Raw genomic sequence first — 25,837 nt, 5'->3', positions numbered from 1 at the left:
AATAAGCCAGTGGTAAATAATGCTGACACGTATATGAATAAATTTGGCGGACTGGTCACTGATAATGGGCATGCGAGCGATGAGATAGTCATTGAGATGTCTAATGTCAGTAAATGGTATGGCGACTTTCAAGTGCTGACTGACTGTAGTGCTCATGTGCATAAAGGTGATGTGGTCGTGGTCTGTGGCCCATCGGGTAGTGGTAAATCTACTTTGATAAAAACCGTTAATGGACTTGAGCCGTTTCAAAAAGGTAACATCATGGTCAACGGTATCTCAGTTGGCGCATCAAAGACCAATTTACCCAAATTGCGCAGCAGTGTTGGGATGGTATTCCAGCATTTTGAATTGTTTCCGCATCTGACCATTATTGATAATTTGATGGTCGCCCAAATCAAGGTATTGGGTCGTAAAGAAGACGAAGCTAAGAAAAAAGCCATGGCGTATCTCGACCGCGTTGGGCTGACGGTACAAGCGGCAAAATATCCGGCTGAGCTGTCCGGTGGTCAACAGCAGCGTGTGGCGATTGCGCGTGCCTTGGCAATGGATCCAGTAGCGATGCTGTTTGATGAGCCGACCTCCGCGCTTGATCCAGAGATGATTCAAGAAGTGCTTGACGTGATGGTTGAGCTGACCCGTGATGGTATGACCATGATGTGCGTGACCCATGAAATGGGCTTTGCCAGTCAGGTGGCCAATCGGATTATCTTTATGGATGAAGGTCATATCGTCGAAAACTGTAGTAAAGATGAGTTTTTTGAAGGCGCAAAAAGTGACCGCGCGCAGATGTTTTTATCTAAAATTCTCAATCATTAAAGATATTATTAAAAATATCATTCAGATTTACATCATCCAAAGCGTCTATTGATAGGCGCTTTTTTATGCCCGTAGCATATCAATAGGTTGATATAACAAACCTTAATATCAAGATAAATGGCCAGATGAGTAACTATATGAGTGAATGGCTGTTTACTGATACAATAACGGTCAATATGTTAAAAATTAAAATAATTCATAAATAATATTGGAGCTAATATGAGTGTAGAAAATCCAACAGTAGCGGCAAGCAACGCTTCTAAAGGTATTGTGATTATTGGTGCAGGCTTGGCAGGATGGCACGTGATTGATGCTATTCGTGCAAAGGATAAAGACATTCCGATTACCTTAATCACCTCTGATAATGGCGATCGTTATCATAAACCTATGCTAACGATGGCAATCAGCCAACAGAAAAGCGCAGCCGATTTGGTGCGGGCAACGGGTAGCGATGCTGCAGAGGCGGCGAATATTACCTTACTTGCCAATACGCAAGTGACGGATATTGATGCTACTGCTCAAACCATACAGCTTATCTCGGCGCTGCGCTCAGACCCTGTTTATACCAATTATGCCACTATCAGCTATGAGAAATTGGTACTGGCGATGGGTGCGCATCCTATCTTTCCATCAAGCTTACCAGAGGACTTGGTTTGGCATGTCAACCATATCGAGCGCTTTGGGCAATTACAAGAGAAGCTCGCAGCTGGCAGTCAGCATGTTGCCATCGTTGGGGCTGGTATGGTTGGAACGGAAATTGCCGAAGATTTATTAAAAGCCGGTCATAAGGTTACGTTGATTGATTTAAATGACGCGCCGCTATCGCAAATGCTGCCACCACAAGCCACTGCTCGTATTGCCAAAGCAGTGCAGTCGCAGGGCATTAATTTTTTAGGCGGTTATCAAGTCTCTAATGTCATGCGTAATAATGACGGTAAGCTGCAAGTCAGCTATGAGCCGGTCGCAGCAGCTACCGACAGTAATATTGCTCAGCCTCTCGAACCATTAATCGTTGACCATGTCATTGCCAGTACGGGCTTGACCGTTGATGATAAATTGCCAGCAGCTGCTGGGGTTGAGTTCAATCGCCGCACCGGTATCGTAGTCGATGCGCCAACGCTGCGTACCAATACTGATAATATCTATGCGATTGGCGACTGTATGTCTATCAATGGCATCGCCTGCCGTTATGTCGCGCCACTGCGCGCGCAGGCGGCAACGATTGCTGATGATATTTTGGGTCACGAGCACGGCGGCTACGATCATAAGCCGCCGATGATTCGCTTAAAAAATAAAGCGATATCGGTGATGGCAACGGGCGTACCGCAGGCTGCTGGTAATTGGCAAGTAATCACTGAAACTGATGAAGAGCTTATTATGGAATTGCTTGATGAGAATAATGCAGTCAGCGCGACGGTGACGATTAAAGCGCCGCCAATGGTTAAAGCCTAATCGTTAGCGGGCTAAATATTATCTAAATCTAGAATTTGTTGTCTAATTCTAATAATAGGTTTAAAAATTAACTCTCATCAAAAAGCCAGTTATGCAGCAAATGCATCACTGGCTTTTTTGGGTCAAATATTTGTCATGCTTTTATGCTATCTTTTACTGAGCGATTATTTTTAGTAACTAATTAAATGATACATATTGTATTACTATTATTGACAGCCTTCGATTTAAGGCGGTATAGTAGCTAACGCTCGTCAAGACCTGTTCAAGGAACAATGAATGGGTGACAGGCGACTCATTAGCACCACAATAAGTAAAACGAAAGGACTCGTTATGACTCAAGTTTCTGACTTCGATACCATTCTAAATAATATCCCCAGCATCAATATGGGTGCACGCTCAGCAAATGCGCCACTTACCCAAAGCTATGATAAAGGTCCTGATGTGCCGCTGATTGAGGCAACCATTGGTGATTTCTTTGATGCGATTGTCTCCAAATATCCAGAGCGCGAAGCACTGGTCGTGCGCCATCAAAATATCCGCTGGACATATCGTGAGCTACAACAGCATGTCAATCAGTTGGCTAGTAGCATGATTGAGATGGGTCTTGAGATTGGCGATCGCATCGGTATCTGGTCGCACAACAATGCTGAATGGCTTTTGATGCAACTAGCAACCGCGAAAGTCGGCGTTATCCTCGTCAATATCAATCCTGCCTATCGTACCTTTGAGCTGCAATATGCCTTAAATAAACTCGGCTGCTCAGCACTCGTGCTCATGCGCCATTTTAAAAGCAGTGATTATGCCAGCTTAATCCGTGAGCTGTGTCCCGAGATTTATCATAAAGATTATACCCAGCTTGATTTGGTTGAGATTCCAACTATTGAGCGCATCATTTGGATTGATGAGCCAGACTCTGATGAAGAGTTTGGTTTTATGCAGAAGTTCTCAGCCTGGATGGCAGAAGGCGATGTCAACGATCCACGTGTTGCAGAACGTCAAGCTCAGCTTAAAAATACGGATGCTATTAACGTCCAATTTACCAGTGGCACGACCGGTACACCAAAAGGCGCCACCTTAAGCCATCGCAATATCTTAAATAACGGCTACTTTATCGGTGAGGCCATGAATCTCACTGAGGAAGACAGACTGTGTATTCCAGTACCTTTATATCACTGCTTCGGTATGGTGCTCGGCAACTTAGCGATTCTGACGCATGGCGGTTGTATCGTCTATCCGAACGATGGTTTTGAGCCATTGTCAGTCCTACAAGCGGTTGAAGAAGAAAAGTGTACCGGTCTGCATGGCGTACCGACGATGTTTATCGCCGAGCTTGACCATCCTGAGTTTGAAAATTTTGATTTATCGACTTTGCGTACTGGCATCATGGCTGGCTCTAGCTGTCCGATTGAAGTCATGCGTCGTGTCATTGATAAGATGCATATGAGTGAGGTCACCATTGCTTATGGCATGACTGAGACCAGTCCCGTTTCCTGCCAGACCAATGAGCATACGCCACTTGAGAAGCAAGTATCGACCGTTGGTTTGGTGCAGCCTGCGCTTGAAGTCAAAGTCGTTGATACTGAAACAGGCGAGATTGTACCCTTAGGTGAGACTGGTGAGCTATTGACTCGTGGTTATTCAGTGATGAAAGGCTATTGGGGCAGTCGCTTTAAAACCCGTGAAGCCATTCAAGATGGCTGGATGCATACCGGTGATTTGGCCACCATGGATGAAGATGGCTATGTCAAAATCGTTGGTCGTAGTAAAGACATGGTCATTCGTGGCGGTGAAAATATTTATCCAGTTGAGATTGAAAACTATTTATATCGCCATCCAAAGATTCGTGATGTGCAAATCGTTGGCATCCCAGATGAGCGTTATGGTGAGGTGCTTGCAGCATGGATTATTCCTAAAGAGCCAGATTGCCTGACTGAAGAAGAAGTGCGCCAGTTCTGTAGCGAGCATATCGCTCATTATAAAGTGCCGACCTACTATCGCTTTGTGACCGAATACCCGATGACCATCACTGGCAAAATTCAAAAATATAAAATTATCGAACAAATGAAAGAAGAGCTAGGCTTATAGTAAGCTTGCTTGTCAGGTATGAAATAACCAGACCTGAAAATCACGGATTAATCATGTGAGTAACGCTTAAAATAAATAGCAGCTAGAATAACTCGCATAACATAAAAAGCTACTCGCATTTACGTATAAAAGAAAAGGGATATCATGAGCGCTATCATAACCAGTAAACTGAGTCCAAACGCTGCTGAATTTCAGCAAAACAGTGCCGCCATGCAAGCGGTAGTCGATGACCTATATGTGCATTTGCGTAAAGTCGTCCAAGGTGGTTCAGAGCGTGCGCGTGCTAAGCATCTAGCACGTGGCAAGCTACTGCCTCGTGAGCGTGTCGAGCGTTTGCTTGATGTCGGCACGCCATTTTTAGAAGTGGCTCCGATGGCGGCGCACGATATGTATGGCGAAGAGATTCCCGCTGCTGGCGTGATTGCGGGTATCGGCCGTATTAATGGCACTGAGTGTATGATTGTCTGTAATGACGCCACAGTAAAGGGCGGCACGTACTATCCAATGACGGTCAAAAAACACCTACGTGCGCAAGAAATTGCGCAAGAAAACAACCTACCTTGCGTATATTTGGTGGATTCAGGCGGTGCCAACTTACCTAACCAAGATGACGTATTCCCTGACAAAGAGCACTTCGGGCGCATCTTTTTTAACCAGGCGAATATGAGTGCTGCAGGCATTCCACAGATTGCTGTGGTTATGGGCAGCTGTACGGCGGGCGGTGCATACGTACCAGCGATGAGTGATGAGTCTATTATTGTTAAAGATCAAGGCACCATCTTCTTGGGTGGCCCGCCACTCGTAAAGGCAGCAACCGGCGAAGAGGTCACCGCTGAAGATTTGGGCGGTGGCGATGTACATACGCGTCTGTCAGGGGTGGTCGATCACTTAGCGCAAAACGATACTCATGCATTATCGATTGCGCGTAATATCGTCAGTCATCTCAATCGTCCTGCCAAGAAAATTCCGAACCAAATTAAACCGCGTCCACCCCGCTATGATGCCAAAGAGCTATACGGCGTCATTCCAACCGATAAGCGCAAACCGTTTGATATCAAAGAAATCATCGCTCGTATCGTTGATGACAGTGCCTTTGATGAATTCAAAGCACGTTTTGGTACCACGCTGGTTTGTGGTTTCGCTCATATCGAAGGTATGCCAGTTGGTATTATCGCAAACAACGGGATTTTATTTAGTGAGTCGGCGCAAAAAGGCACACATTTCATTGAGCTGTGCTGTAAGCGTAAAATCCCGTTGATATTCCTGCAAAACATAACCGGCTTTATGGTTGGTCGAAAATACGAAAACGAAGGGATTGCCCGTCATGGCGCTAAAATGGTCATGGCAGTAGCCAACGCGAGAGTGCCGAAATTTACCGTCATTGTCGGTGGCTCATTCGGTGCTGGTAACTACGGCATGTGTGGCCGTGCTTATAGCCCACGTTTCTTATGGATGTGGCCAAATGCGCGTATCTCGGTGATGGGCGGTGAGCAAGCAGCCTCGGTATTGGCGACCGTCAAGCGTGATAATTTCGACCGTAAAGGCGAGGAGTGGAGTAGCGAGGACGAAGCAGCATTTAAAGCCCCAATTCTCGATATGTATGAAAAGCAAGGTCATCCATATTATGCAACGGCACGTCTCTGGGATGATGGGGTTATTGATCCTGCCGATACGCGTAACGTATTGGCATTGGCACTTAGTGCGGCTCACAACGCACCGATTGAAGAAACAAGTTTTGGTGTCTTTAGAATGTAGATTAGTATTATATTTTCGATGAGAGAATGCTTTAGTTTAAAATGAAAGCTGTGTTACTAAGGTCAGTACGTGACTGGTAAAAAATTTTCTTGCGTGCTGTGCCTATGCCGACAGAGGCTACGAAAATTTCTACCAGTCACCCATTTCTTTTCGAAGATAGAATGACGGTGTTAGAAATAAAAAAGAACATTACGCAAAACTATCTGTAAAAAAAGACATGCAAAAGTTATCACAAAACATTGAGAAAAACCTATATGAATAATTATAAAAGCCTATTGGTCAATATTGAGCAGCACGTCGCGACGGTAACATTAAATCGTCCTGAGATACGTAATGCCTTTAATGACGAAATGATTGCTGAGTTGACCGATGCTTTCAAGACGCTTGGTAATGATGAGCAAGTACGCGTTATCGTTTTAGCGGCTGCTGGTAAAGCCTTCTGTGCTGGCGCGGATCTGAACTGGATGCGCGCGATGGCAGATTATAGCTATGAAGAGAACCTAACCGATGCGGATAAGCTCGCGCAAATGCTGAAGACCATTTATGAGTGTCCCAAGCCGACGGTTGCTGCTATTCAAGGTGACGTTTATGCAGGCGGTATGGGCTTGGTCGCCGTTTGTGATGTGGCAATCGCCGTTAAGATTGCCAATTTCTGCTTGAGTGAAGTGCGTTTGGGATTAGCGCCTGCAACGATTAGCCCTTATGTGATAAAGGCATTGGGCGCACGAGCTTCGCAGCGCTATTTTTTAAGTGCGGAAGTATTCGATGCTAAAAAGGCGCGTCAGTTGGGCTTTATCCATGAACGCGTCAGCGAAGAGTCGCTTGACGATGCGGTTGCTGCATTCTGCGATAAAATGGTCAAAAACAGCCCCGACGCAGTCAAAACCTGCAAACGCTTATTGCATGAAGTCGCGGACGCACCCATTACCGATGAATTGATTGCCGTTACCGTCAAAGGCATCGCTGATATCCGTTCATCAGAGCAAGGTAAGGAAGGGGTGCAAGCATTTTTACAGAAGCGCAAGCCTGATTGGCTGACCGCAGATTAATAATAGAAGAGACTTTTGTTAAATTGACGTTAAATTAATAGCAGATGCCATTTTTTTTAAAACAGTCACACGTGAACATCAACCTATATTTTATTATTATTAATTAATGTCACAAACGAATGTTAAAAACGATAAAAACGACAAGACACAGGGATAGTTATGTTTTCTAAAATTCTAATCGCCAACCGTGGTGAAATTGCCTGCCGTGTTGCAGCGACTGCTAAGCGTCTAGGTGTAAATACCGTCGCTGTTTATTCTGATGCTGACCGTGAAGCTAAGCATGTCGCTGTCTGTGACGAAGCGGTTTATTTGGGCGGATCGTCTCCCAAAGACAGCTATCTTAAAGGCGATGCTATCATTGCGATTGCTAAAGAGACTGGTGCAGAAGCGATTCACCCCGGTTATGGTTTTTTAAGTGAAAACGCCGATTTTGCGCAAGCCTGTCAGGATGCTGGCTTGGTTTTTATCGGTCCATCAGCAGACGCTATCCGCGCGATGGGCGGCAAGTCTGAGTCCAAGCGTTTGATGGAAGCCGCTGGCGTGCCACTGATACCGGGTTATCATGGTGACAATCAAGATGCCGAGTTTTTAAAACAGCAAGCGGATAGCATTGGCTATCCTGTGCTGATTAAAGCCAGTGCGGGCGGTGGCGGTAAAGGCATGCGTATTGTGGAAAAAAGCAGCGACTTTATTGACTTGCTAGATTCCTGTCGCCGCGAAGCCATTACCAGTTTTGGCAATGACCAAGTATTGATTGAAAAGTACGCGCTAAAACCACGCCATATCGAAATTCAAGTATTTGGTGATACGCATGGCAACTATGTGCATCTGTTTGAGCGTGATTGCTCGGTACAACGTCGCCATCAAAAGGTATTAGAGGAAGCGCCAGCTCCCGGTGTTGATGCCACCATGCGTGAGGCGATGGGCACAGCAGCTATTGAAGCGGCGCGTGCGGTAAATTATTTCGGTGCAGGTACCGTTGAATTTATCGTTGAACAGCGCGAAGGCTCTATGAATTTTTACTTCATGGAGATGAATACCCGTCTGCAAGTTGAGCATCCAGTCAGTGAAGCCATCACTGGTGTCGATTTGGTCGAGTGGCAACTCTTGGTCGCCGCGGGTCAGCCATTACCTAAGCAGCAAGATGAGCTGGCGATTAATGGTCATGCGATTGAAGCGCGTATCTGTGCAGAAAACCCTGACAATGGCTTTTTACCAGCGACAGGTACTTTATTTACTTATCAAAAACCTGAGCACAGCACTTTTGTTATTAATAAAAGCGGTACCGATGTACGTATCGATGATGGCGTACGCGAAGGCGATGTGATTAGCCCATTCTACGACTCTATGATTGCTAAGCTTATCGTTCATGCACCCACTCGCGAGCAAGCATTGGCGAAACTTGATCGCGCATTGGGACAAACGCGTATTGTTGGCTTGCCGACTAACGTAGCGTTTTTGCGCTACATTCTCAATACCGAGTCGTTTAGTCAAGCCAACCTCGATACCGCACTAATAGAGCGTGAGGCGGATGAGCTGTTTAATCAGCATCCGCTGGAATTATCGACGCTTGTTGTGACTGCTATCGCCCAGCAGCTTGCCAGTGAAGGGATTGTACAAGACGCAGATGCAGATCCGTTTAGTAAGCCTACTGGTTTCCGTGCTTATAACGATTACACAAGATCGTTTAGCTTGGTTTATGATGAGCGAGCGTACCAAGCACGTATTAGCAATTGGCGCAACGCACATTATTCTGATAGTAAAAAGGGTGCTGAAAACACCAGCAGCTTTACACTGGTGATTGAAAAAGAAATCGCTACCACTCAGGATAATAGCAATATCAATGTAGCTGCTGAGTTGGAAACTGTTTATGAAGGTGAAGTCAGCTATGCTAGCAGTGACGCACATAATCATACTTTATGGTTAGAAGGCGCACGTATTAGCGCCCAGAGCTGGGTACATAATGAGACCGTTTATGTGTTCACTGATAGCGGTCGTGATGAGATTACACTAATTGATATCATGGCGCACGTAGGCGAAGAGTCTGCGGCGGTCGGTAGTTTGAAGTCGCCAATGCCAGGACAGGTCGTTGCCTTCAAAGTGGCTGTCGGTGATAGCGTGAAAAAAGGCGAGCCACTTGCCGTTATCGAAGCGATGAAAATCGAACATACCATTACCGCACCGACTGATGGCGTGGTAGCAGAGTTATTATTCGCTGCGGGTGACTCGGTTGCTGATGGTGATGAGTTACTGCGTATTGACACAGTAGCTAGCGAAGCATAAGGACAATAAGAGGATAATAACCATGAGCCATTCGTATCCAGACCATGTCAGAATCGTTGATGTTAGTCCACGTGATGGCTTGCAAAACGAAGCAATGACGGTACCGACTGCGGTTAAACAAAGGCTGATCAACGATTTAATCGCAGCAGGCGTCAAAAAACTCGAAGCGACCAGCTTTGTCTCGCCAAAATGGGTGCCGCAAATGGGCGACAACAGTGAGCTGATGACCGTGCTTGCAGATAATAAGCGTGATGACGTTATTTATTCGGTACTCGTGCCAAATATGCGTGGTTTTGAAAATGCCATCGTACACCGTCCTGATGAAATCGTCATCTTTGGCTCAGCCAGTGAGACCTTTAGTCAAAAAAACATCAATTGCAGTATCGATGAAAGTATTGAGCGTTTTGCCCCCGTTGCCGCTGCAGCAAAGACGCAAGGCATAAAGGTACGTGGCGTTATCTCTTGCACGGTCGGTTGCCCTTATGAAGGCGAGATTGACCCAAGCCAAGTGGCTTATGTGACCAAGCGTTTGGTTGAGATTGGTTCAGAGCAAATTGGTATTGCCGATACGATTGGTGTTGGTACGCCGCTGAAAGTGCAGCGCGCGCTGCAAGCTGCGCTAGAGTACGCTGATATCAGCATGCTATCAGGACATTTTCATGATACTTATGGTCAAGCTGTAAGTAATACTTTAGCCGCTTTACAAATGGGCGTCAGCGAATTTGATACCTCAGTGGCTGGACTTGGCGGCTGCCCTTATGCCAAAGGCGCAACGGGTAATGTCGCAACTGAAGACGTCGTTTATATGCTGCACGGTATGGGTATCAGCACTGGCATTGACTTGGATAAATTAGTCGTCGCTGGTGAGCGTATTAGTGAGTTTCTAGGTCGCCGCAATGGTTCAAGCGTGGCGCGTGCGTTGATTAATAAACGTCAGTCTTAACTAAAAAAATAAAGCTAGTCATAAGCTAAATGAATAGAAATAAATGAATAGAAATAAATGAATAAATAGCTGGTATAAATTTTTTGAAGCCTCTGGAGTGACGCAGTCGCACAGCAAGCGATAAAAATTTGTACCAGCTATATGGTCTCTTTTTAAATGGATCTAAATTTTTAAGATTTAAAACTTTTACATACAAGGAATGGTTATGAGTTTACCTGGATTGAACTTTCAGCTTGGCGAAGATATCGATGCTTTACGTGATGTGGTGCAGCAGTTTGCGGCGAAAGAAATCGCCCCGCGTGCCGCTGAGATTGACAGCAGTGATGAGTTTCCAATGGATTTGTGGCAAAAGATGGGTGATTTAGGTTTGCATGGCATTACTGTTCCTGAAGAGTACGGCGGCTCTAACATGGGTTACGTTGCTCATATGGTCGCGATGGAAGAGATTAGCCGTGCTTCTGCCTCTGTAGCGCTGAGCTACGGTGCGCATTCTAATCTGTGTATCAACCAAATTAAACGTAATGGCTCAGAGGAACAAAAGCAAAAGTATCTGCCTAAACTCATCAGCGGTGAATTCATCGGTGCGCTGGCGATGAGTGAAACCGGTGCTGGCTCAGATGTGGTCAGTATGAAGCTCAAAGCCGAAGAAAAAGGCGGTAGCTACATTCTAAACGGTAGTAAAATGTGGATTACCAATGGTCCTGATGCGGACGTAATGGTGGTTTATGCCAAGACCAATCCAGAAATGGGTGCGAAAGGCATGACGGCATTTATTGTCGAAAAAGGCATGGCAGGCTTTGGTACGGCTCAAAAGCTCGATAAGCTCGGCATGCGCGGTAGTCATACAGGTGAGATGACTTTTGACAATGTTGAAGTCCCTAAAGAGAATATCTTAGGCGGCCTCAACGAAGGTGTTAAGGTACTGATGAGCGGTCTTGATTATGAGCGCGCGGTATTAGCCGCAGGTCCTATCGGCATTATGCAAGCCGTGATGGATAACGTTGTTCCTTACATCCATGATCGCAAGCAGTTTGGTCAAGCGATTGGTGAGTTCCAACTCATCCAAGGTAAAGTCGCAGACATGTATACCATCCTGCAAGCGGGGCGCAGTTTCTTATATACCGTTGGTAAAAATCTCGACATGCTAGATCAACGCGGCGCTGGTCATAGTCGAGAAGTGCGTAAAGATTGCGCCAGTGTGATTTTATGGTGTGCCGAAAAAGCCACTTGGATGGCAGGCGAAGGCATCCAAATCTTTGGCGGTAATGGCTATACCAACGAGTATCCACTTGGTCGTTACTGGCGTGATGCCAAGCTGTATGAAATCGGCGCGGGTACCAGTGAGATTCGCCGTATGTTGGTCGGTCGTGAATTGTTTAACGAGACCAAGTAAAAATTATTGCGGATTCGTTAGATAGTAAATTCGAAATAAAATGGATACATTAATATCTTCGTGCTAATGGGCAAAATTTTTCTTGCTTGCTGTTCGCAGGCGTGACAGAGGCTGCGAAAAACTCATCCCTTTAGCACTCTGTATTGGTCTCAAATCTAATAGACATAAAAAAGCAGGACGTTTTAAGCGTCCTGCTTTTTTAATTTCTAGCTTATAAAAATTTTTCAGTCATCATGTCTGTTTACTATGATCAAAATAGCGCGCAAGACCATTTAATAATAAATCATCACGCAGGCGCACTGGGCGGTTGACGTGTTGCGCGATGATGGCTGCATCACCACCCGTCATAATGACTTCAAAGTTTGGATGCCGGTTACTGATCTCGTTGATGGCACCAACGATGGATAATAATATCCCACGATGGACCGCATCTTGCGTGGTAACTCCCTGACTGACGCTATCAAAAGTACCGTTAGAGATGGTGATTTGCTTGGTACCAGAGAATAGGGATTCACGTTGCAGATAGATGCTTGGGAAAATATAACCGCCTAAATGCTCAGCGTGATCAATCAAATCAATCGTCACCGCTGTACCGCAACCAATCACACATTGGCGTTTTTTCTTATCAACCGCGCCCAGCATTTGTAGCCAACGATCACAGCCGAGCTGCTCGTCATTGTAGGCGCTACGCATCAATGGGTGCGCCGCATCGACATGGACAAACTCAAACGGAATATCTAGACGACTCAAAGTCTCTGATACTTTTACGTTGAGCTCGTCACCCAGTACCGACGAGATACCGATAAAGTCGGGCGCATAACGCTCAAAACGATCGGTCAGACCCATGAGTAATTCGGCAGGCGCTTGCAAGTGCTGCTTGGCATCGTGCGCGACTATCTGCCCGATATCATCGGTGAGCCAGTATTTTAGACGGGTATTGCCAAGATCTAACCAGAGCATAAAAATCCTTTTATATAGTGCTCGTTAAGTATGTGGTTTAAGCTTCAGGAATCACATCAATACGACCGGTAAAAAGCGCAGAAATCTTACCGTTATCTTCGCGCAATTGCAAACAGCCGTTTGTATCAATACTGCAGGCGTCACCAGTGATGACATGCGCTTTATCATCATGGTCTTGGCTGACCCGTAATCGCAGACCCGCCAATGCATCCATCGTCGCAAACTCTTGCAAAAAGCTATCCAGATAGTAGGTATGCCCAGTGGGTCTTTCGATATCAAAATGCTCAAAGCGCGTCATAGCCGCCAGTAATGCTTCACTAATTTGCTGATAAAGCGTTTGTAAGGTTGGTAGACTGTTCGCATTATCTGACGCTAGCATTCCATAAATATCTTGCAAGCTAATGGCTTGATAACTCATGCCTTCGCAAGTCTGCGCGGTTAGCTTTGGCGTGGCTTGTACATTCAATCCAACACCCATGACCACGCCAACCAATTTTCCTGCCTTCCATACTGGTTCAATTAAAATACCAGCAAGCTTATTAAATTGGATGATTTGCGTGTCTGGTTCAGCTTTATCTGCTTCAGGTAAATTTTGATAAAAGCCCAAATCATTGGCCCATTTTACGCCAATAGGAGTTAAACCTTGCGCGCGTAATTGTTCATTTAACCTTTGGATAATAGGCATTTTTGCCAACTCGACGCCGATAATTAACGATAATAAACCGCTAATGGGCATGTGTACTGGATGATATAACGACAGATAGGCATTGCCGCGCGGTGATTGCCATGAACGACCGCGCTGTCCACGTCCTGCACTTTGGGTCTCAGCTGTTAATAGATGCAACTCAGTAGCGTCAAGCGTAGTATCTTGCACAGCGTCTATCAGCTCACTATTGGTAGAGGCGCTGCTGGTCACATGACGATGGGTAAGCTCAGGTAAATGGACAGAATAATTGGCTGGTGACGGCATGGATATAGATAACGGCATAAATTTAGTCGCTGTAGTTCATATAAGGTTTAATCGAGTCTTTAAGATAGCATTTGATATACTAAGGCAATTTTAAAAATGACAGCCATCGGCAGAATTGTCACGACTTAAATACTAATGACGCGCAGGCGCTGGTTATTATCATCTAAAAATAACCATTATAAAAGGTAGTACTATGATGCTGTATGTGTGGTTTGTCATTGCAGGAGCGTTTGCTGGGGTAAGCGCAGGTTTGTTTGGCGTCGGTGGCGGCATGATTATCGTGCCAGCATTGGTATGGATTTTTACTGCGTATCACTTTCCTCCTGAAGTGGTGACTCATTTAGCGATTGGCACTTCCTTGGCGACCATCGTCGTGACTTCGATTAGCTCATTGACTGCGCATAATAAGCGAGGCGGTGTACGCTGGGAAGTATGGCGAAAAATGGCGTTGGGCTTGGTCATCGGTAGTTTGGTTGGGGCAGGCATTGCCGATATGATCGACGGTAAGGTATTGCAAGCGATTATCGGTGTCGGTGCTTTATTGGTCGCGTTAAAGATGTTGTTCTTCTCTAACAAAGAGCAGATAGGTAAGCCGTTACCGTCAGCTGGTGTGCAGTTTGGCGCGGGTACGGGTATTGGTATGGCATCGTCTATCTTCGGGATTGGTGGTGGCAGTTTGACCGTACCGTTTTTAAATTGGGCGGGACTGCCAATGAAGCAGTCGGTTGGCACTTCAGCGGCTTGCGGGCTACCGATTGCATTGGCTGGCGCGGCAGGCTTTGCATGGTTTGGTCAAGACGTGGTCAATCTGCCTCAGGGTACGATAGGCTTTGTACATATTACGGGTTTTCTATGTATTTCCGTCGTTAGTTTCGCGATGGCAAAGGTCGGTGCCAAGCTTGCCCATGTATTGCCGGCGCTCACGCTTAAGCGTGCTTTTGGCATATTGTTATTATTTGCTGGCGGGCAGCTGTTGTTAAGTGGTATTGGAGTGATTTAGGCTAAGGCTTATTTCTTATCAATCGCATCAAGCCCCAAACGCATCCACTGTCGTGCCAGCTCGTCACGGTCAGTGAGCATATTCCATAGCGCATCTTCGCTAAAGATGGAGTGCTCTTTACCCGAGTGCTCAATGGGCAGATCCGCTTCACGATCCGCCATCCATTGCGGATTAAGATAGTAATCTTTCAGCTCGTTTAGCAAGGTTTCAGCTTGCAAAAACTGCTGCTGCGCCTCAAGCTGTTTACGATGTAGCTCACACCATTCTTCATATTTTTGTTGTAGTTCTTGCGGATTATAGTTAGTCATTTTAATTCTCTTAATTTTTAGTGTTTAAATTAATGATATTGATTTTGAGCCATATTATAGCATCTGTCACAAACCCTAAAAATTTAGCACAATTTGAGGTAGAATAGCCGCCTGTTTTTGCTAAGTTTATTGATCCTTCATGCGTCTAAAATCTCTAAAGCTGGCAGGCTTTAAATCCTTTGCCAATCCAACGACTTTTACCTTCCGTCATGGCATCACCGCCATCGTTGGGCCGAACGGCTGCGGCAAATCCAACGTCATCGATGCCATTCGCTGGGTGCTGGGCGAAACTTCGGCCAAGCAATTACGCGGCGGGGCGATGAGTGATGTCATCTTTGCTGGCACGCAAGATAAAGCGGCCAAAAGTGTCGCCAGCGTCGAGCTGACTTTTGAGCATACCCAAGATGAGCAGACGGGTATTCGCCATGAGTTTAATCTCTATCAAGAGCTGTCTGTCCGCCGACAGGTAAATTTGGATGGGCGCTCAGACTATTTTATCAATGGTACGCGCTGTCGTCGCCGTGATGTGGTCGATGTATTCTTGGGAACTGGGCTTGGCGCGCGCAGTTATGCGGTCATCGAGCAGGGTATGATTGGGCGTATTGTTGAATCTAGCCCGCTGCAGCTGCGTGAGTTTATCGAAGAGGCGGCAGGGGTTTCACGCTATCAAGCGCGCCGTGAAGAGACGCAAAAAAAGCTAGAGAAGACGCAGGATAATTTAGCACGTCTGCACGATATGCAAAGCGAGCTGGTCAGCCAACAAAAACGCTTATCTAAGCAAGCCGCCAGTGCTGAGTGTTACGAAGAGTTAGCGTTAACACTTGCTGATATTAAACAACAACTTGCCATTCAGCAGTTATATCAAGCAAAGCATAATCAGCAGCAGCAAAAAATCGCCCATGAACGTAGCGCTAATGAGGTCGCCACACTACAAGCGAGCTATGAAACGTTAAAAGCCAAACAAGATAAGCTTGCGGCCCATATCAATCAAGAGCAGTGGCTCAAAGACGATGCCCAAAGTAGCCATTATCAGCAGCAGCTAAGCTATCAACAAGCTGAGCATGAGCTTAGCGATGCCAAATCACAATTAAACGTTATCGCACAGCAACTTACCAGCTTGGAGCAGCAGCGTCAGCAAGCAGTCGATGAAATTGAGCGCTTAAAAACCGAGCAGGCTGAGCAGCATAATTTGCTAGAAGGCTTGCGCCCACAGCTTAGCGAGTTAACCAATAAACGCGATTCGCATAAACGCAACGAGCAACCATTACAGCGCGCCTACCATGATGCGCAAAATAAGCTATCACGCCTGCAAGATAATGCACGTACGCTTGAGCAGCAGCAAGCCATTAATAACCAAGCACAAAAACGCCAGCAGCAAAACCATGATAAATGGCAGCGTCGCCAACAAAACTGGCAGGATTTATGGCAGCAATTACAACAATCTATATCTTTAAATAATAGCAATGATGGACAAGCGCCAACGGATGCAAAAAACTTGCAGCTGACGTTAGAGACACAAGTTGCTGAGCTAAATAAACAGGTACAGCAGATTGAACGCCAGCAAGATAGCGTGGATGAACGACTGTCAGAGTTACAACCGCAAGCGCATGATTTACAGCAACGTTTGCATACGCAGCAGCGCGAGTTAAGCGAGGATGAAAAACGTCATGCGGTCTTGGCAGGGGAATACGATACTCTACATAAGATATTGCATCCTAAACCACTACCAAAATCGCAACCGCTTGTTAATGCAAAGACTGCTAATGCTAAAAGTGATTTAGAGGGCAAAATAGCCAGCGATTATAACGGATTGGCCATTACCACCTTACGTGAGCAGATTGAGTTAAGCGCAAAAGGGCAGCAGCACTCCGAGTTACTCGATAGTGTATTGGGGTTATGGTTGGATAGTCATGTGCTGGTTTCTAACCAAACCATGCAGCCAAGCATTGATAACGCGAGCGATAATTCTGAGAAACCGCACAGCTTATGGCAAGCCCTTAAGCACGAGTTAACAGATTTATTTACTTATCAGACTGCGCAAAATGCGCATAGTAGTACGAAAGAGAAGTCACCAGTAGAAACTGGTCATAGCCTGTGGCTATCTGCTAAGCAAAGCGAGATTAAAGACCATTTATTTATTAGCGAATTACCAGATGCTTTAATTGATAAAATACTGCCTTTATCACAGCTGATTACTACCCCTCACTTAGCGCTTTGGCGGCAATGTTATTTATATATCGCGCAATCTGAAATTAATAATCAGCAGACTCTTGATACGCTTGCCGAGATTTTAAAAGCACTGCCATCATCAGCCATTTTACTAACCTCGGATGGTTGGCTTATCAGTCGTCAGGGTACGATCAATCTCAGTAAATTTGCTGGTGCGCAAAATGGTCAAAACAATAGCAATAGCCAATTCTTAAGCCAGCGTTTACAGCAGCGCAGCCGTTTGCAAGCTTTAGAAGGTTTGCTTGAAGAGTTGGAAAGTAAAGTAGAGAATCAGAAAAAGACCATCGCTAATAACCATCGCAATTATGATGCGTTAAATGTCAGCTTAGAGGAAACGCGCGCTCAGGCTGAACAATTAACCCGCGATAAGCATCAATACCAGCAGCAGCTTACCACTAAGCGCGCCAACGTTGAACGTCTACAAGCGGACAGCCAGCGTCTAAATGCTGATAAAGTAGCTCTTGAGCAAGAACAACAAGAATTAGAGCAAGAGCAGCAGGCTCTAAATCATGAGCAGCAGCAGATCCAAAGCGAGATAGCAGCGCTGACGCCGCAAATAGCCGACGCTCGTGCATTGAGTCAGCAATTGCAGTCTGAGCGTAGTGAGCTAAATCGTGCGCGTCAAACGGATGATGACGCTTGGCAAGCATTGCAGCTTCGTATTCAGCAGAGTGAGATGCGCTTAGAGCATAGCGCTAGTAGTCTTGAACGGGCAACTGCGCAGCATGAAAAATCGCTACAAAGCGAGCACAGTCTAAAGGCGCGTCATGAGCAGCAGCAAAATAAACTGCCCGCACTACAAGCAGCATTGCAAACAGCACAGAAAGCACGCGATGAGCAGCAAGTAGTATTAACGACACGCGAGGCAGTATTAACGGCGCTTAAAGGGGAATATAGTCAGCAGCAGAATGAATTAGATACACTGCAAAATACCTTGCAAACGCAGCAAAGTGAGCTTGCCCGCCTCGCCACTGAGCTGGCCTTAAGTGCGGCGCGTTTAGACGACGCCAGTGCTCATACGCAAGAAGCGCTAGATGCTTACCATAAAGCTAGCTATAAATATAAAGCGCAATCGGATATAGTGCAGCAGCCCCAGCATCAGCAACAAGTGATGAGCGTGTCAAACTTATTGGCGGATTTTATTGCCCATGATCGCCGCGTACGTCCAGATAAAATCGCAGAATTAAATTCTGAGCGCGCAAAGCTTGAGCAGCAGCTGGGTAAAATTGGCGCGGTCAATCTCGCTGCTGTAGCAGAATTGGCAGAAGTTAATGAGCGTTTAGAGCCACTCGCGCAGCAGACAGCGGACATTGCTGCTAGTATGGAGACGTTAACGGAGGCGATTGCCTCAATTGATGAAACCACCAAAACGCTATTTATGCAGACGCTTGAGGCGGTCAATAACGAGCTTGCCAATTTATTTGCCAAAGTCTTTGGTGGCGGGCAAGCAAGCTTAACGCTAAATACTGACGATATGCCTGCTAATGCGCCAAAATCAGAACAGTGGCGGGCAGGGCTGACTTTAATGGCGCAACCAAAGGGCAAACGTAATAGTCGCCTTGCTGTGCTTTCCGGTGGTGAAAAAACCTTGACCGCGCTAAGTTTAATTTTTGCGATATTTAAGCAGCATCCGGCACCGTTTTGTGTGCTTGATGAAGTCGATGCGCCGCTTGATGACGCCAACGTCGCTCGCTTTACCAGCTTGATTCATGAGTTAGCAGACGACTTGCAGTTTATTTTTATCAGTCATAATAAGCTGACGATGCAGATTGCCGATGAGCTAAAAGGTGTTACCATGCCAAGCGCGGGGATATCTACCTTGGTCAGCGTCTCGCTCGATGAAGCCGCGCGTTACCTTTCTGATTAAGAGCAGCCCAGTAATAAAATAATTGATAACTGGTAGCCATTGCTAGTGGTATAGTTAGGGCTAGAATATAAAGTCACGCAAATATTTCGGACTAATGATAAACGATGACTATATGGTGACGATATTAATCAGCCATGCTAGACTATTGCCATTTATTCACTCTTATATCTTCCCTTTTGTCATATATTAGGATGTATTTCTCATGACCGCTATCCAGTTTATATTAATCGCCATTGCCGCATTTATCGTGCTTGCAGGGCTATTTATGGTCATTCGCAGCTTTAAGCGTCGCAAAACTGCTGAGGCTGCCGCGGTCAATTATGATAAAAACGGTATCCCTATCATACCGCGCCATGAGCGCAATATCGTTGATCAGCCAGACTTAGACGATACGGTCGCGGGCGAGACCAGTATCGGTCCTGATCGCAGTTATTTGGATGCAGTCGTTGAAGAAGAAACTTTGACCCAGACGCATACCCATGTCGATGCACAGCTGACCGCTGGTCATGGCGAGATAAATGACACTAATAATGACGTGATAGATGACGCCGACTATGCGCGCTGGCAAAATGAGCAGCAGCATGCCGATGATAGCGAGTTTGCGTTTACTGCTGAGCAGATGAATATCGAGCAAGAGCCAGATGCGTTTTCAAGCTTGGTTTCTGCAACCGATAGCCTGATGCCAGTCATTGATACCGCAGACGAGCCAAGCTTTGATAATAATAGCCCGATACTCGATCAGCATCTCTCAGAGCCGGTTGATGAAGCGCAAAACGGTCCGTTAATCAATGCCAAAGACAACATCAATATCACCATTTTGCCGCACCAATACCGTGACCGCCCAGCCGCGATTATCCGTGGTCGCGACTTATTAGCGTTAATTGATAAATACGGTCTACGCTATGGCGCGATGAATATGTTCCATCGCTATGAGCAAAAAGACGGCACTGGCATGCTGTGGTTTAGTATGATGGGCATTACTGATAGTGGTATCGCGCCTTTTGACCCGCATAGCGTGGCGACCAATACTTATAACGGCGTGGTGGTATTTTTATCCTTGCCGCATCCACAAGCGCTGCGTAGCTTCGATAGTATGATGAGCATCGCCTATATGATGGCAAGTGATTTGGATGCCGTTATGCTTGATGAAGAGAACGAACCAATTACCCCTGAATACAAGCAGCAATTGCGTAACCAAGTTCGCGATTATGAAGGTTAAAGTCTAAACAGTTAAAATTACTTCTAAAGGCAAATAGCGCTTGACGTTATTTGCCTTTTTTGGTTTTCGGTTGATGAGCGTTTCATTCGCCTGATTTTCTATAAACTTGGTTTTCTACAGAATCGATTTTCTACAGAATTAGTTTTCTACAAAATCATATCCGATTATCCTGCAAACTTGTTATCATATCGGCATCTTGAATCGCAAAAAAAAGACGCCGACTATGACTGATCCTATCGCACCGCTTACCTCTAAAGACATGAATAACGAGATGAATAAAGACAGTAATACTGCACAATCTGCAAGCAATGATGCTGCTATCGTCACCCAAATGCGCACGCTTATTGATAATTTAAAGACGCATAATTATGCTTATTATGTGCTCGACAATCCGATTTTAGAAGACAGCGAATACGATCAGTTGCGTCGCTCTTTATTAGAGCTTGAAGAAGAGTATCCCGATTTAATACAGCCGGATAGCCCAATCAATCAAGTTGGCGATATGCCACTGTCAGCCTTTACCCAAGTTACCCATGATATTCCGATGTTATCGCTCGGCAACGTCTTTGATTATGACGAGTTGCATACCTTTATGCGCCGCGTTAATGATCGGCTTAATGATGCGCAGAAAAATCCTGAGTATGAGATGGAGCTAAAGCTTGATGGCTTGGCGGTGTCACTCAAATACGCTTATGGGCAATTTACCCAAGCAGTGACACGCGGTGATGGGCAAACTGGCGAGGATATTACCCAAAATGCCAAAACCATTCGCAATCTGCCGCTTTGGCTTACTGCGGCAAGCGAGATTCCGTTGTTGGAAGTGCGTGGTGAAGTGCTGATGCCAAAAGCAGGCTTTGAGCGCCTGAATCGCCTAGCGGAAGAAAAAGGCGATAAAACCTTTGCCAATCCACGTAATGCCGCCGCTGGTAGCTTACGTCAGCTTGACCCCGCTATTGCTGCTAGCCGTCCGCTGGCATTTTACTGCTATTCAGTCAATCAAGGTCTACCTGAGACTATCGATACCCAATCAGCGGCATTGGCTTGGCTTGGTGACATAGGTTTTAGCGTCAGCGCGGTGAGAGTGGTAAAAAACCCGCGTGAAGCACAAGCCTATTATGAGTCGATGATTGAAACGCGTAGTAAGCTGCCGTTTGAAATTGATGGCATGGTCATTAAGGTTAATAACTTGGCATTGCAGCAACAGCTTGGCTTTTTATCGCGTGAGCCGCGCTGGGCAACCGCTTATAAATTCCCTGCCGAAACCGTCATGACGCGTCTAAATGATATCGAATGGCAAGTGGGACGCACCGGACAAATCACCCCAGTTGGTAAGTTGGAGCCAGTCAAAGTCGGCGGCGTCACGGTTAGCAATGTCACCTTGCATAACTTTGGTGAAATTCAGCGCTTGGATGTGCGCGCAGGCGATATGGTCAGCGTCCACCGTGCAGGCGATGTCATCCCCAAAGTCACCCGCGTTTGGACAGATCAGCGTCCAGCAGATTCTGAACCCGTTAAATTGCCATCAACCTGCCCTGTATGCGACTCGCCTGTGGTATTGCCAGAAGGTGAGGCGTTAGCACGCTGTACCGGTGGTTTATTTTGTCCGGCGCAGCAGCAAGAAGCGCTTATTCATTTTGTCTCGCGTCGGGCGATGGATATCGATGGCTTAGGCGCAAGTTGGCTGATTAGCTTTTTTGAGCACGGTTTGGTAAAGACTGTTGCCGATATCTATCAGTTGCATAAACATCAAGACGAGCTGATTACGCTTGAAAAACTAGGGGAAAAATCGGTACAAAATATCCTCAGCGCCATTGAAACCAGCAAACAGACGACGCTCGCACGCTTTATCTATGCACTTGGTATTCGCGGCGTCGGTGAGACAACAGCACAGAATTTGGCGCAGCAATTTGGCGATCTTGATAGCCTGATGACAGCGGATATCGACAAGCTCCTACAAACGCCTGATGTTGGCGCAATCACCGCTGAGCTGACTTATAAGTTCTTCCGCGCACCGCACAATATCGAAGTCATCACCGCACTGCGTGAAGCTGGCGTGCACTGGGATAAGGTTGAGCAAGTGGCGTCAGAGGGATTGCCGCTCGATGGGCAAACGTGGGTCATTACGGGCGCGCTTGATAGCATGGCGCGTGATGAAGCCAAAGCCAAACTGCAAGCACTCGGTGCCAAAGTCTCAGGCAGTATCTCGGTAAAAACCACCGCGCTATTGGCAGGTGATAAAGCTGGTTCGAAGCTCACCAAAGCGGAAAAATTGGGCGTTAATATAGTGGGTGAAGAAGAGTTTTTGGCATTGGTTAGGGAGTAAAAAACAAAATTTAGTTTACTAATGTAGCTACATTAATTAAGATGCATTTAGTAAAATATTTCTTCACCTCGTATATCAAGAGTAAGGTAGATTTACTTAGGTTGATATTAAGGTAATTTTGATAGGGATTTAAAGTGAGTGATAGAAGTGCTATTCATACAATCAAAGGGTATTTTTACCAATTTGACTATACTATTCTTCAAATTCTTAATCAGCAAAATTTAGAAAATAGATTAACTCTTGAAGAAATAGAAGATCTCGATATCGAAGCAGCAGATGAAACAACTGCTGTACAATGCAAGTATTATGAAAAAACTGAATATAATCACTCAGTTATTGCTAAACCCATTCGATTAATGCTAAAAGATTTTATTGAGCGAAAGAGAAATAATAGTAAAAAAGTTAGTTACAAGGTTTATGGTTACTATAAATCTGGACAAGAAAAATTAATACTACCAATAAATTTAGATTTTCTTAAGTCTAAATTCCTTACTTATGAGAAAAATAAGATTGAGCATAGGTATCATGAAGTCCTTGTAGCTACGGATGATGAGCTTGTGCAGTTTATTTCAATTTTAGATGTTGATATTAATGCTTATGAGTATGATCATCAACTAGGATTGATACGTGAAAAATTGATAGAAATCTTTGGCTGTGATAGCTTTGAAGCTGAAAACTATTACTATAACAATGCTTTAAATGAAATAAAGAAACTATCTGTAGAATCCAATGTTAGTAACAGAAAGGTTTCAAAATCAGAGTTTTTAATAAAAATAGATAACAAACAGATTGTATTTAATAAATGGTTTCTTAAGTTGAAAGGAAGAACTGAGTATTTTAAAAAACTAAGAAGCCAGTTTTTTTCAAGCCTCAATACTGAAGCTTTTGATAGGTTTTTTCTGATTGAAGTTAACATCGAAAAATATAGTAGAGCAGATTTAATAGAACTGATACTAATCATTTCTAATAAATATAGTAAAGTTACTAGAAGGATGCCCGAAAAATTCTGCCCATTTATCTTTATATCCAAAATAGACGAAAGAGAAATACTCGAAGTAAAGAAAATAATGAAGAGTTCAGGTAAGCGCTGTATTGATGGTTATGAATTTCAAGGAGACAAGTTCTCCACAAATTTAATGTTAGAACCTATCAGCTCTGAAAATCCAATATATTTTAAATTCTTAAACAATAGTGAAGATTTAGAAACTATGCTAGAAGCTTGCAGTAACATAGTACATATCTATCAGTTTTATTTAAAAGAACCTTTTTTCCACTACAATAATAGTAGCATAAAGCACATTAAAATTGAACTAAAGGAAGCTAGTGATATTAAGGAAATAATTTAATGACTACGATAGCTCTGAATACTGTTAACAAATTAAATGCTGAAGTTATTGCTGTATATCCAGATAAAGTAAAAATATCTGTTGATGATTTAAAGGAATTTAGCCTAGCTAATGAATCTCTTAAAGTTGGATCATATCTAAGAATTTCGGATAACGAAAACGTTGTACTTATTGGTATTATTGAAAACTTCTCAATTGAAGTAAGTGATGAAGGAAAACGCAGGTATTTATTAGAAGCATACCCGTTGGGTATTATTAAAAATGATAAGTTTGTTCGCGGTGGAGATTCAATAGCCATTCCACCTAAAACTGTTGAACCTGCTACTATCGAAGATATTAAAAAGATTTATGAAAATTCTGTTGAAATAGAGAATAGTTTTTGTTTCTCTAAGCTATCCTCAAACAGAAATATCAGCGTTCCTGTAGATGGTAATAAGTTCTTTAATAAGCACATCGCTATTGTGGGATCAACGGGTTCAGGTAAATCTCATACAGTTTCAACTATACTTCAGAAAGCAGTTTCACAAAAAAGTGGAGACTTCGAGTTAAATAACTCTCAAATAATTATTTTTGATATACATTCTGAATATAAATCTGCATTTCCAAATGCAAATATCTTAGATATAAGTAGTTTAGTTCTACCTTACTGGATGCTCAATAGTGATGAATTAGAGGACTTATTTTTAGATACCGAGGTAAATGATCATAACCAGAGAAATGTTTTTAAACAAGCAATTGTGAGTAATAGAAAGTATTACCATCACGATGTATCTGAATCTTCTAAAATACATTATGACTTCCCATCTTTCTTTGATTTAAATGATTTGTTGATTTACGTTAATAATAGAAATAATGAGGGTAAAGATAAGAATAATAAAATTTCATGGAAAAAGCCTAACGGCGATGTTTTTGATTTTTCAGAAAACACTATATTTGAACTATTTAATGATGATATTGAGTGCATTACTCCTACAGCTACTGGAACATTAAATGGTAAATTAATAAATTTCTTGAATCGTCTTGAGAATAAAATTAATGATAAGCGATTAGATTTTTTATTAGGAAAAAAATCTAAAGAAATAAGCTTCGAAGATACATTAAAGCAATTAATGGGATGTTCTAAGGAAAATAATTCTAATGTAACCATTATTGATTTGAGTGGAGTTCCGTTTGAGGTTCTGAGTGTCACAGTTTCATTAATTTCAAGAATTATATTTGAATATGGTTATATATATAAACGCTTGAGATGTGAAGAGAATCCTGATGAAACTATCAATAATGATGTGCCAATTCTATTAGTGTATGAAGAGGCACACAAGTACGTTCCAAAAAGTGATTTGATAAAGTTTCGTTCATCTAAACAGTCGATTGAACGGATTGCTAAAGAGGGGAGGAAATATGGAATTTCCTTACTTTTGGCTAGTCAAAGACCATCAGAAATATCTGAAACTATTTTTTCTCAATGTAATAATTTCATTGCTATGAGATTGACGAACCCGAATGATCAGAATTATGTAAAAAAATTATTACCTGATACTTTAGGTAATCTAATAAACATGATGCCTTCGTTTAAAGCAGGTGAAGGTTTACTGTTAGGTGAATCTGTCGTGCTACCTTCAATTGTTCAAATTGACCAATCTGACAATCCGCCGTTATCAAATGATATTCCTTATTGGAAACTCTGGAAAGAGGAATGGAAAGACCTAGATTTTGAAGCTATAAAAAAAGAATGGTATAAATAAATTAAAATTTTGAAATATTCTTTACTATATGGTTTTTCATGTTTTATTGGTGCGCGAGGCGCACCTTATAAGCCAGAAGGAAGCGAAGTCTTTGTTA

General features: G+C 44.1%; 17 protein-coding genes. 14 read left to right on the top strand and 3 right to left on the bottom strand.

Annotation, left to right across the window (positions count from 1 at the left end; genetic code table 11):
• Positions 1-33 precede the first annotated feature (33 nt).
• From QJS82_RS10370 to QJS82_RS10335, 8 genes are all read left to right on the top strand, one after another.
• Entirely contained in the window at positions 34-816 is a 783-nt protein-coding gene (locus tag QJS82_RS10370; protein WP_201562444.1) for an amino acid ABC transporter ATP-binding protein, read from the top strand.
• Positions 817-1,035: 219 nt separating this feature from the next.
• Positions 1,036-2,268, top strand: a complete 1,233-nt coding sequence (locus QJS82_RS10365; protein ID WP_281490417.1) for an FAD-dependent oxidoreductase — start codon at positions 1,036-1,038, stop codon at positions 2,266-2,268.
• A 330-nt stretch (positions 2,269-2,598) separates the two neighbouring features.
• The gene (locus tag QJS82_RS10360) at positions 2,599-4,353 is read left to right on the top strand and encodes an AMP-binding protein (protein WP_281490416.1); all 1,755 of its coding nucleotides are present in this window, start codon (positions 2,599-2,601) and stop codon (positions 4,351-4,353) included.
• A 144-nt stretch (positions 4,354-4,497) separates the two neighbouring features.
• A complete protein-coding gene (locus QJS82_RS10355) occupies positions 4,498-6,108 on the top strand; it encodes a carboxyl transferase domain-containing protein (RefSeq protein WP_281490415.1) in 1,611 nt (536 codons plus the stop codon).
• 254 nt (positions 6,109-6,362) lie between these two features.
• Entirely contained in the window at positions 6,363-7,157 is a 795-nt protein-coding gene (locus QJS82_RS10350) for an enoyl-CoA hydratase/isomerase family protein (protein ID WP_281490414.1), read from the top strand.
• A gap of 159 nt (positions 7,158-7,316) precedes the next feature.
• Positions 7,317-9,440, top strand: a complete 2,124-nt coding sequence (locus QJS82_RS10345; protein ID WP_281490413.1) for an acetyl/propionyl/methylcrotonyl-CoA carboxylase subunit alpha — start codon at positions 7,317-7,319, stop codon at positions 9,438-9,440.
• Between the two features lie 22 nt (positions 9,441-9,462).
• Complete coding sequence (locus tag QJS82_RS10340; RefSeq protein ID WP_281490412.1) at positions 9,463-10,383, top strand: hydroxymethylglutaryl-CoA lyase; 921 nt, start codon at positions 9,463-9,465, stop codon at positions 10,381-10,383.
• Between the two features lie 205 nt (positions 10,384-10,588).
• Complete coding sequence (locus QJS82_RS10335) at positions 10,589-11,776, top strand: isovaleryl-CoA dehydrogenase (protein WP_201619840.1); 1,188 nt, start codon at positions 10,589-10,591, stop codon at positions 11,774-11,776.
• 231 nt (positions 11,777-12,007) lie between these two features.
• On the opposite strand, the gene QJS82_RS10330 is transcribed toward QJS82_RS10335, so the two are convergent.
• Both QJS82_RS10330 and QJS82_RS10325 read right to left on the bottom strand, forming a co-directional pair.
• The gene (locus tag QJS82_RS10330) at positions 12,008-12,736 is read right to left on the bottom strand and encodes a pantothenate kinase (protein ID WP_281490411.1); all 729 of its coding nucleotides are present in this window, start codon (positions 12,734-12,736) and stop codon (positions 12,008-12,010) included.
• Positions 12,737-12,773: 37 nt separating this feature from the next.
• Entirely contained in the window at positions 12,774-13,724 is a 951-nt protein-coding gene (locus QJS82_RS10325) for a biotin--[acetyl-CoA-carboxylase] ligase (RefSeq protein ID WP_281490410.1), read from the bottom strand.
• 178 nt (positions 13,725-13,902) lie between these two features.
• Here QJS82_RS10325 and QJS82_RS10320 point away from each other — a divergent pair, with 178 nt between their 5' ends.
• On the top strand, positions 13,903-14,706 hold the full coding sequence (locus QJS82_RS10320) for a sulfite exporter TauE/SafE family protein (protein ID WP_281491712.1): 804 nt from the start codon (positions 13,903-13,905) through the stop codon (positions 14,704-14,706).
• 8 nt (positions 14,707-14,714) lie between these two features.
• Here the strand turns inward: QJS82_RS10320 and QJS82_RS10315 are convergent, their stop codons facing one another.
• Positions 14,715-15,014, bottom strand: a complete 300-nt coding sequence (locus QJS82_RS10315) for a DUF4298 domain-containing protein (RefSeq protein WP_281490409.1) — start codon at positions 15,012-15,014, stop codon at positions 14,715-14,717.
• Between the two features lie 139 nt (positions 15,015-15,153).
• On the opposite strand from QJS82_RS10315, the gene QJS82_RS10310 reads away from it, so the two are divergent.
• The 5 genes from QJS82_RS10310 (at position 15,154) to herA (ending at position 25,740) form a co-directional block, all read left to right on the top strand.
• On the top strand, positions 15,154-19,110 hold the full coding sequence (locus QJS82_RS10310) for an AAA family ATPase (RefSeq protein ID WP_281490408.1): 3,957 nt from the start codon (positions 15,154-15,156) through the stop codon (positions 19,108-19,110).
• A gap of 202 nt (positions 19,111-19,312) precedes the next feature.
• Positions 19,313-20,329: a cell division protein ZipA gene (locus QJS82_RS10305; protein ID WP_201629730.1), complete on the top strand. Its 1,017-nt coding sequence runs from the start codon at positions 19,313-19,315 to the stop codon at positions 20,327-20,329.
• 223 nt (positions 20,330-20,552) lie between these two features.
• Positions 20,553-22,652 (top strand): NAD-dependent DNA ligase LigA, encoded by a 2,100-nt coding sequence (gene ligA, locus QJS82_RS10300; protein ID WP_281490407.1) that lies wholly within the window; start codon positions 20,553-20,555, stop codon positions 22,650-22,652.
• A gap of 134 nt (positions 22,653-22,786) precedes the next feature.
• On the top strand, positions 22,787-23,998 hold the full coding sequence (locus tag QJS82_RS10295; protein ID WP_281490406.1) for a DUF4297 family anti-phage-associated protein: 1,212 nt from the start codon (positions 22,787-22,789) through the stop codon (positions 23,996-23,998).
• Positions 23,998-25,740, top strand: a complete 1,743-nt coding sequence (gene herA, locus QJS82_RS10290) for an anti-phage-associated helicase HerA (RefSeq protein WP_281490405.1) — start codon at positions 23,998-24,000, stop codon at positions 25,738-25,740. The genes QJS82_RS10295 and herA overlap by 1 nt, the downstream gene beginning before the upstream one ends.
• The last annotated feature ends 97 nt before the right edge of the window (positions 25,741-25,837 follow it).

The sequence above is a fragment of the Psychrobacter maritimus genome (genome assembly GCF_029953575.1).
GTDB classification, from domain to species: Bacteria; Pseudomonadota; Gammaproteobacteria; order Pseudomonadales; family Moraxellaceae; genus Psychrobacter; species Psychrobacter maritimus.
Note: the sequence above shows the minus strand (reverse complement) of the source record. Positions and strands in the feature narration are given on the sequence as shown.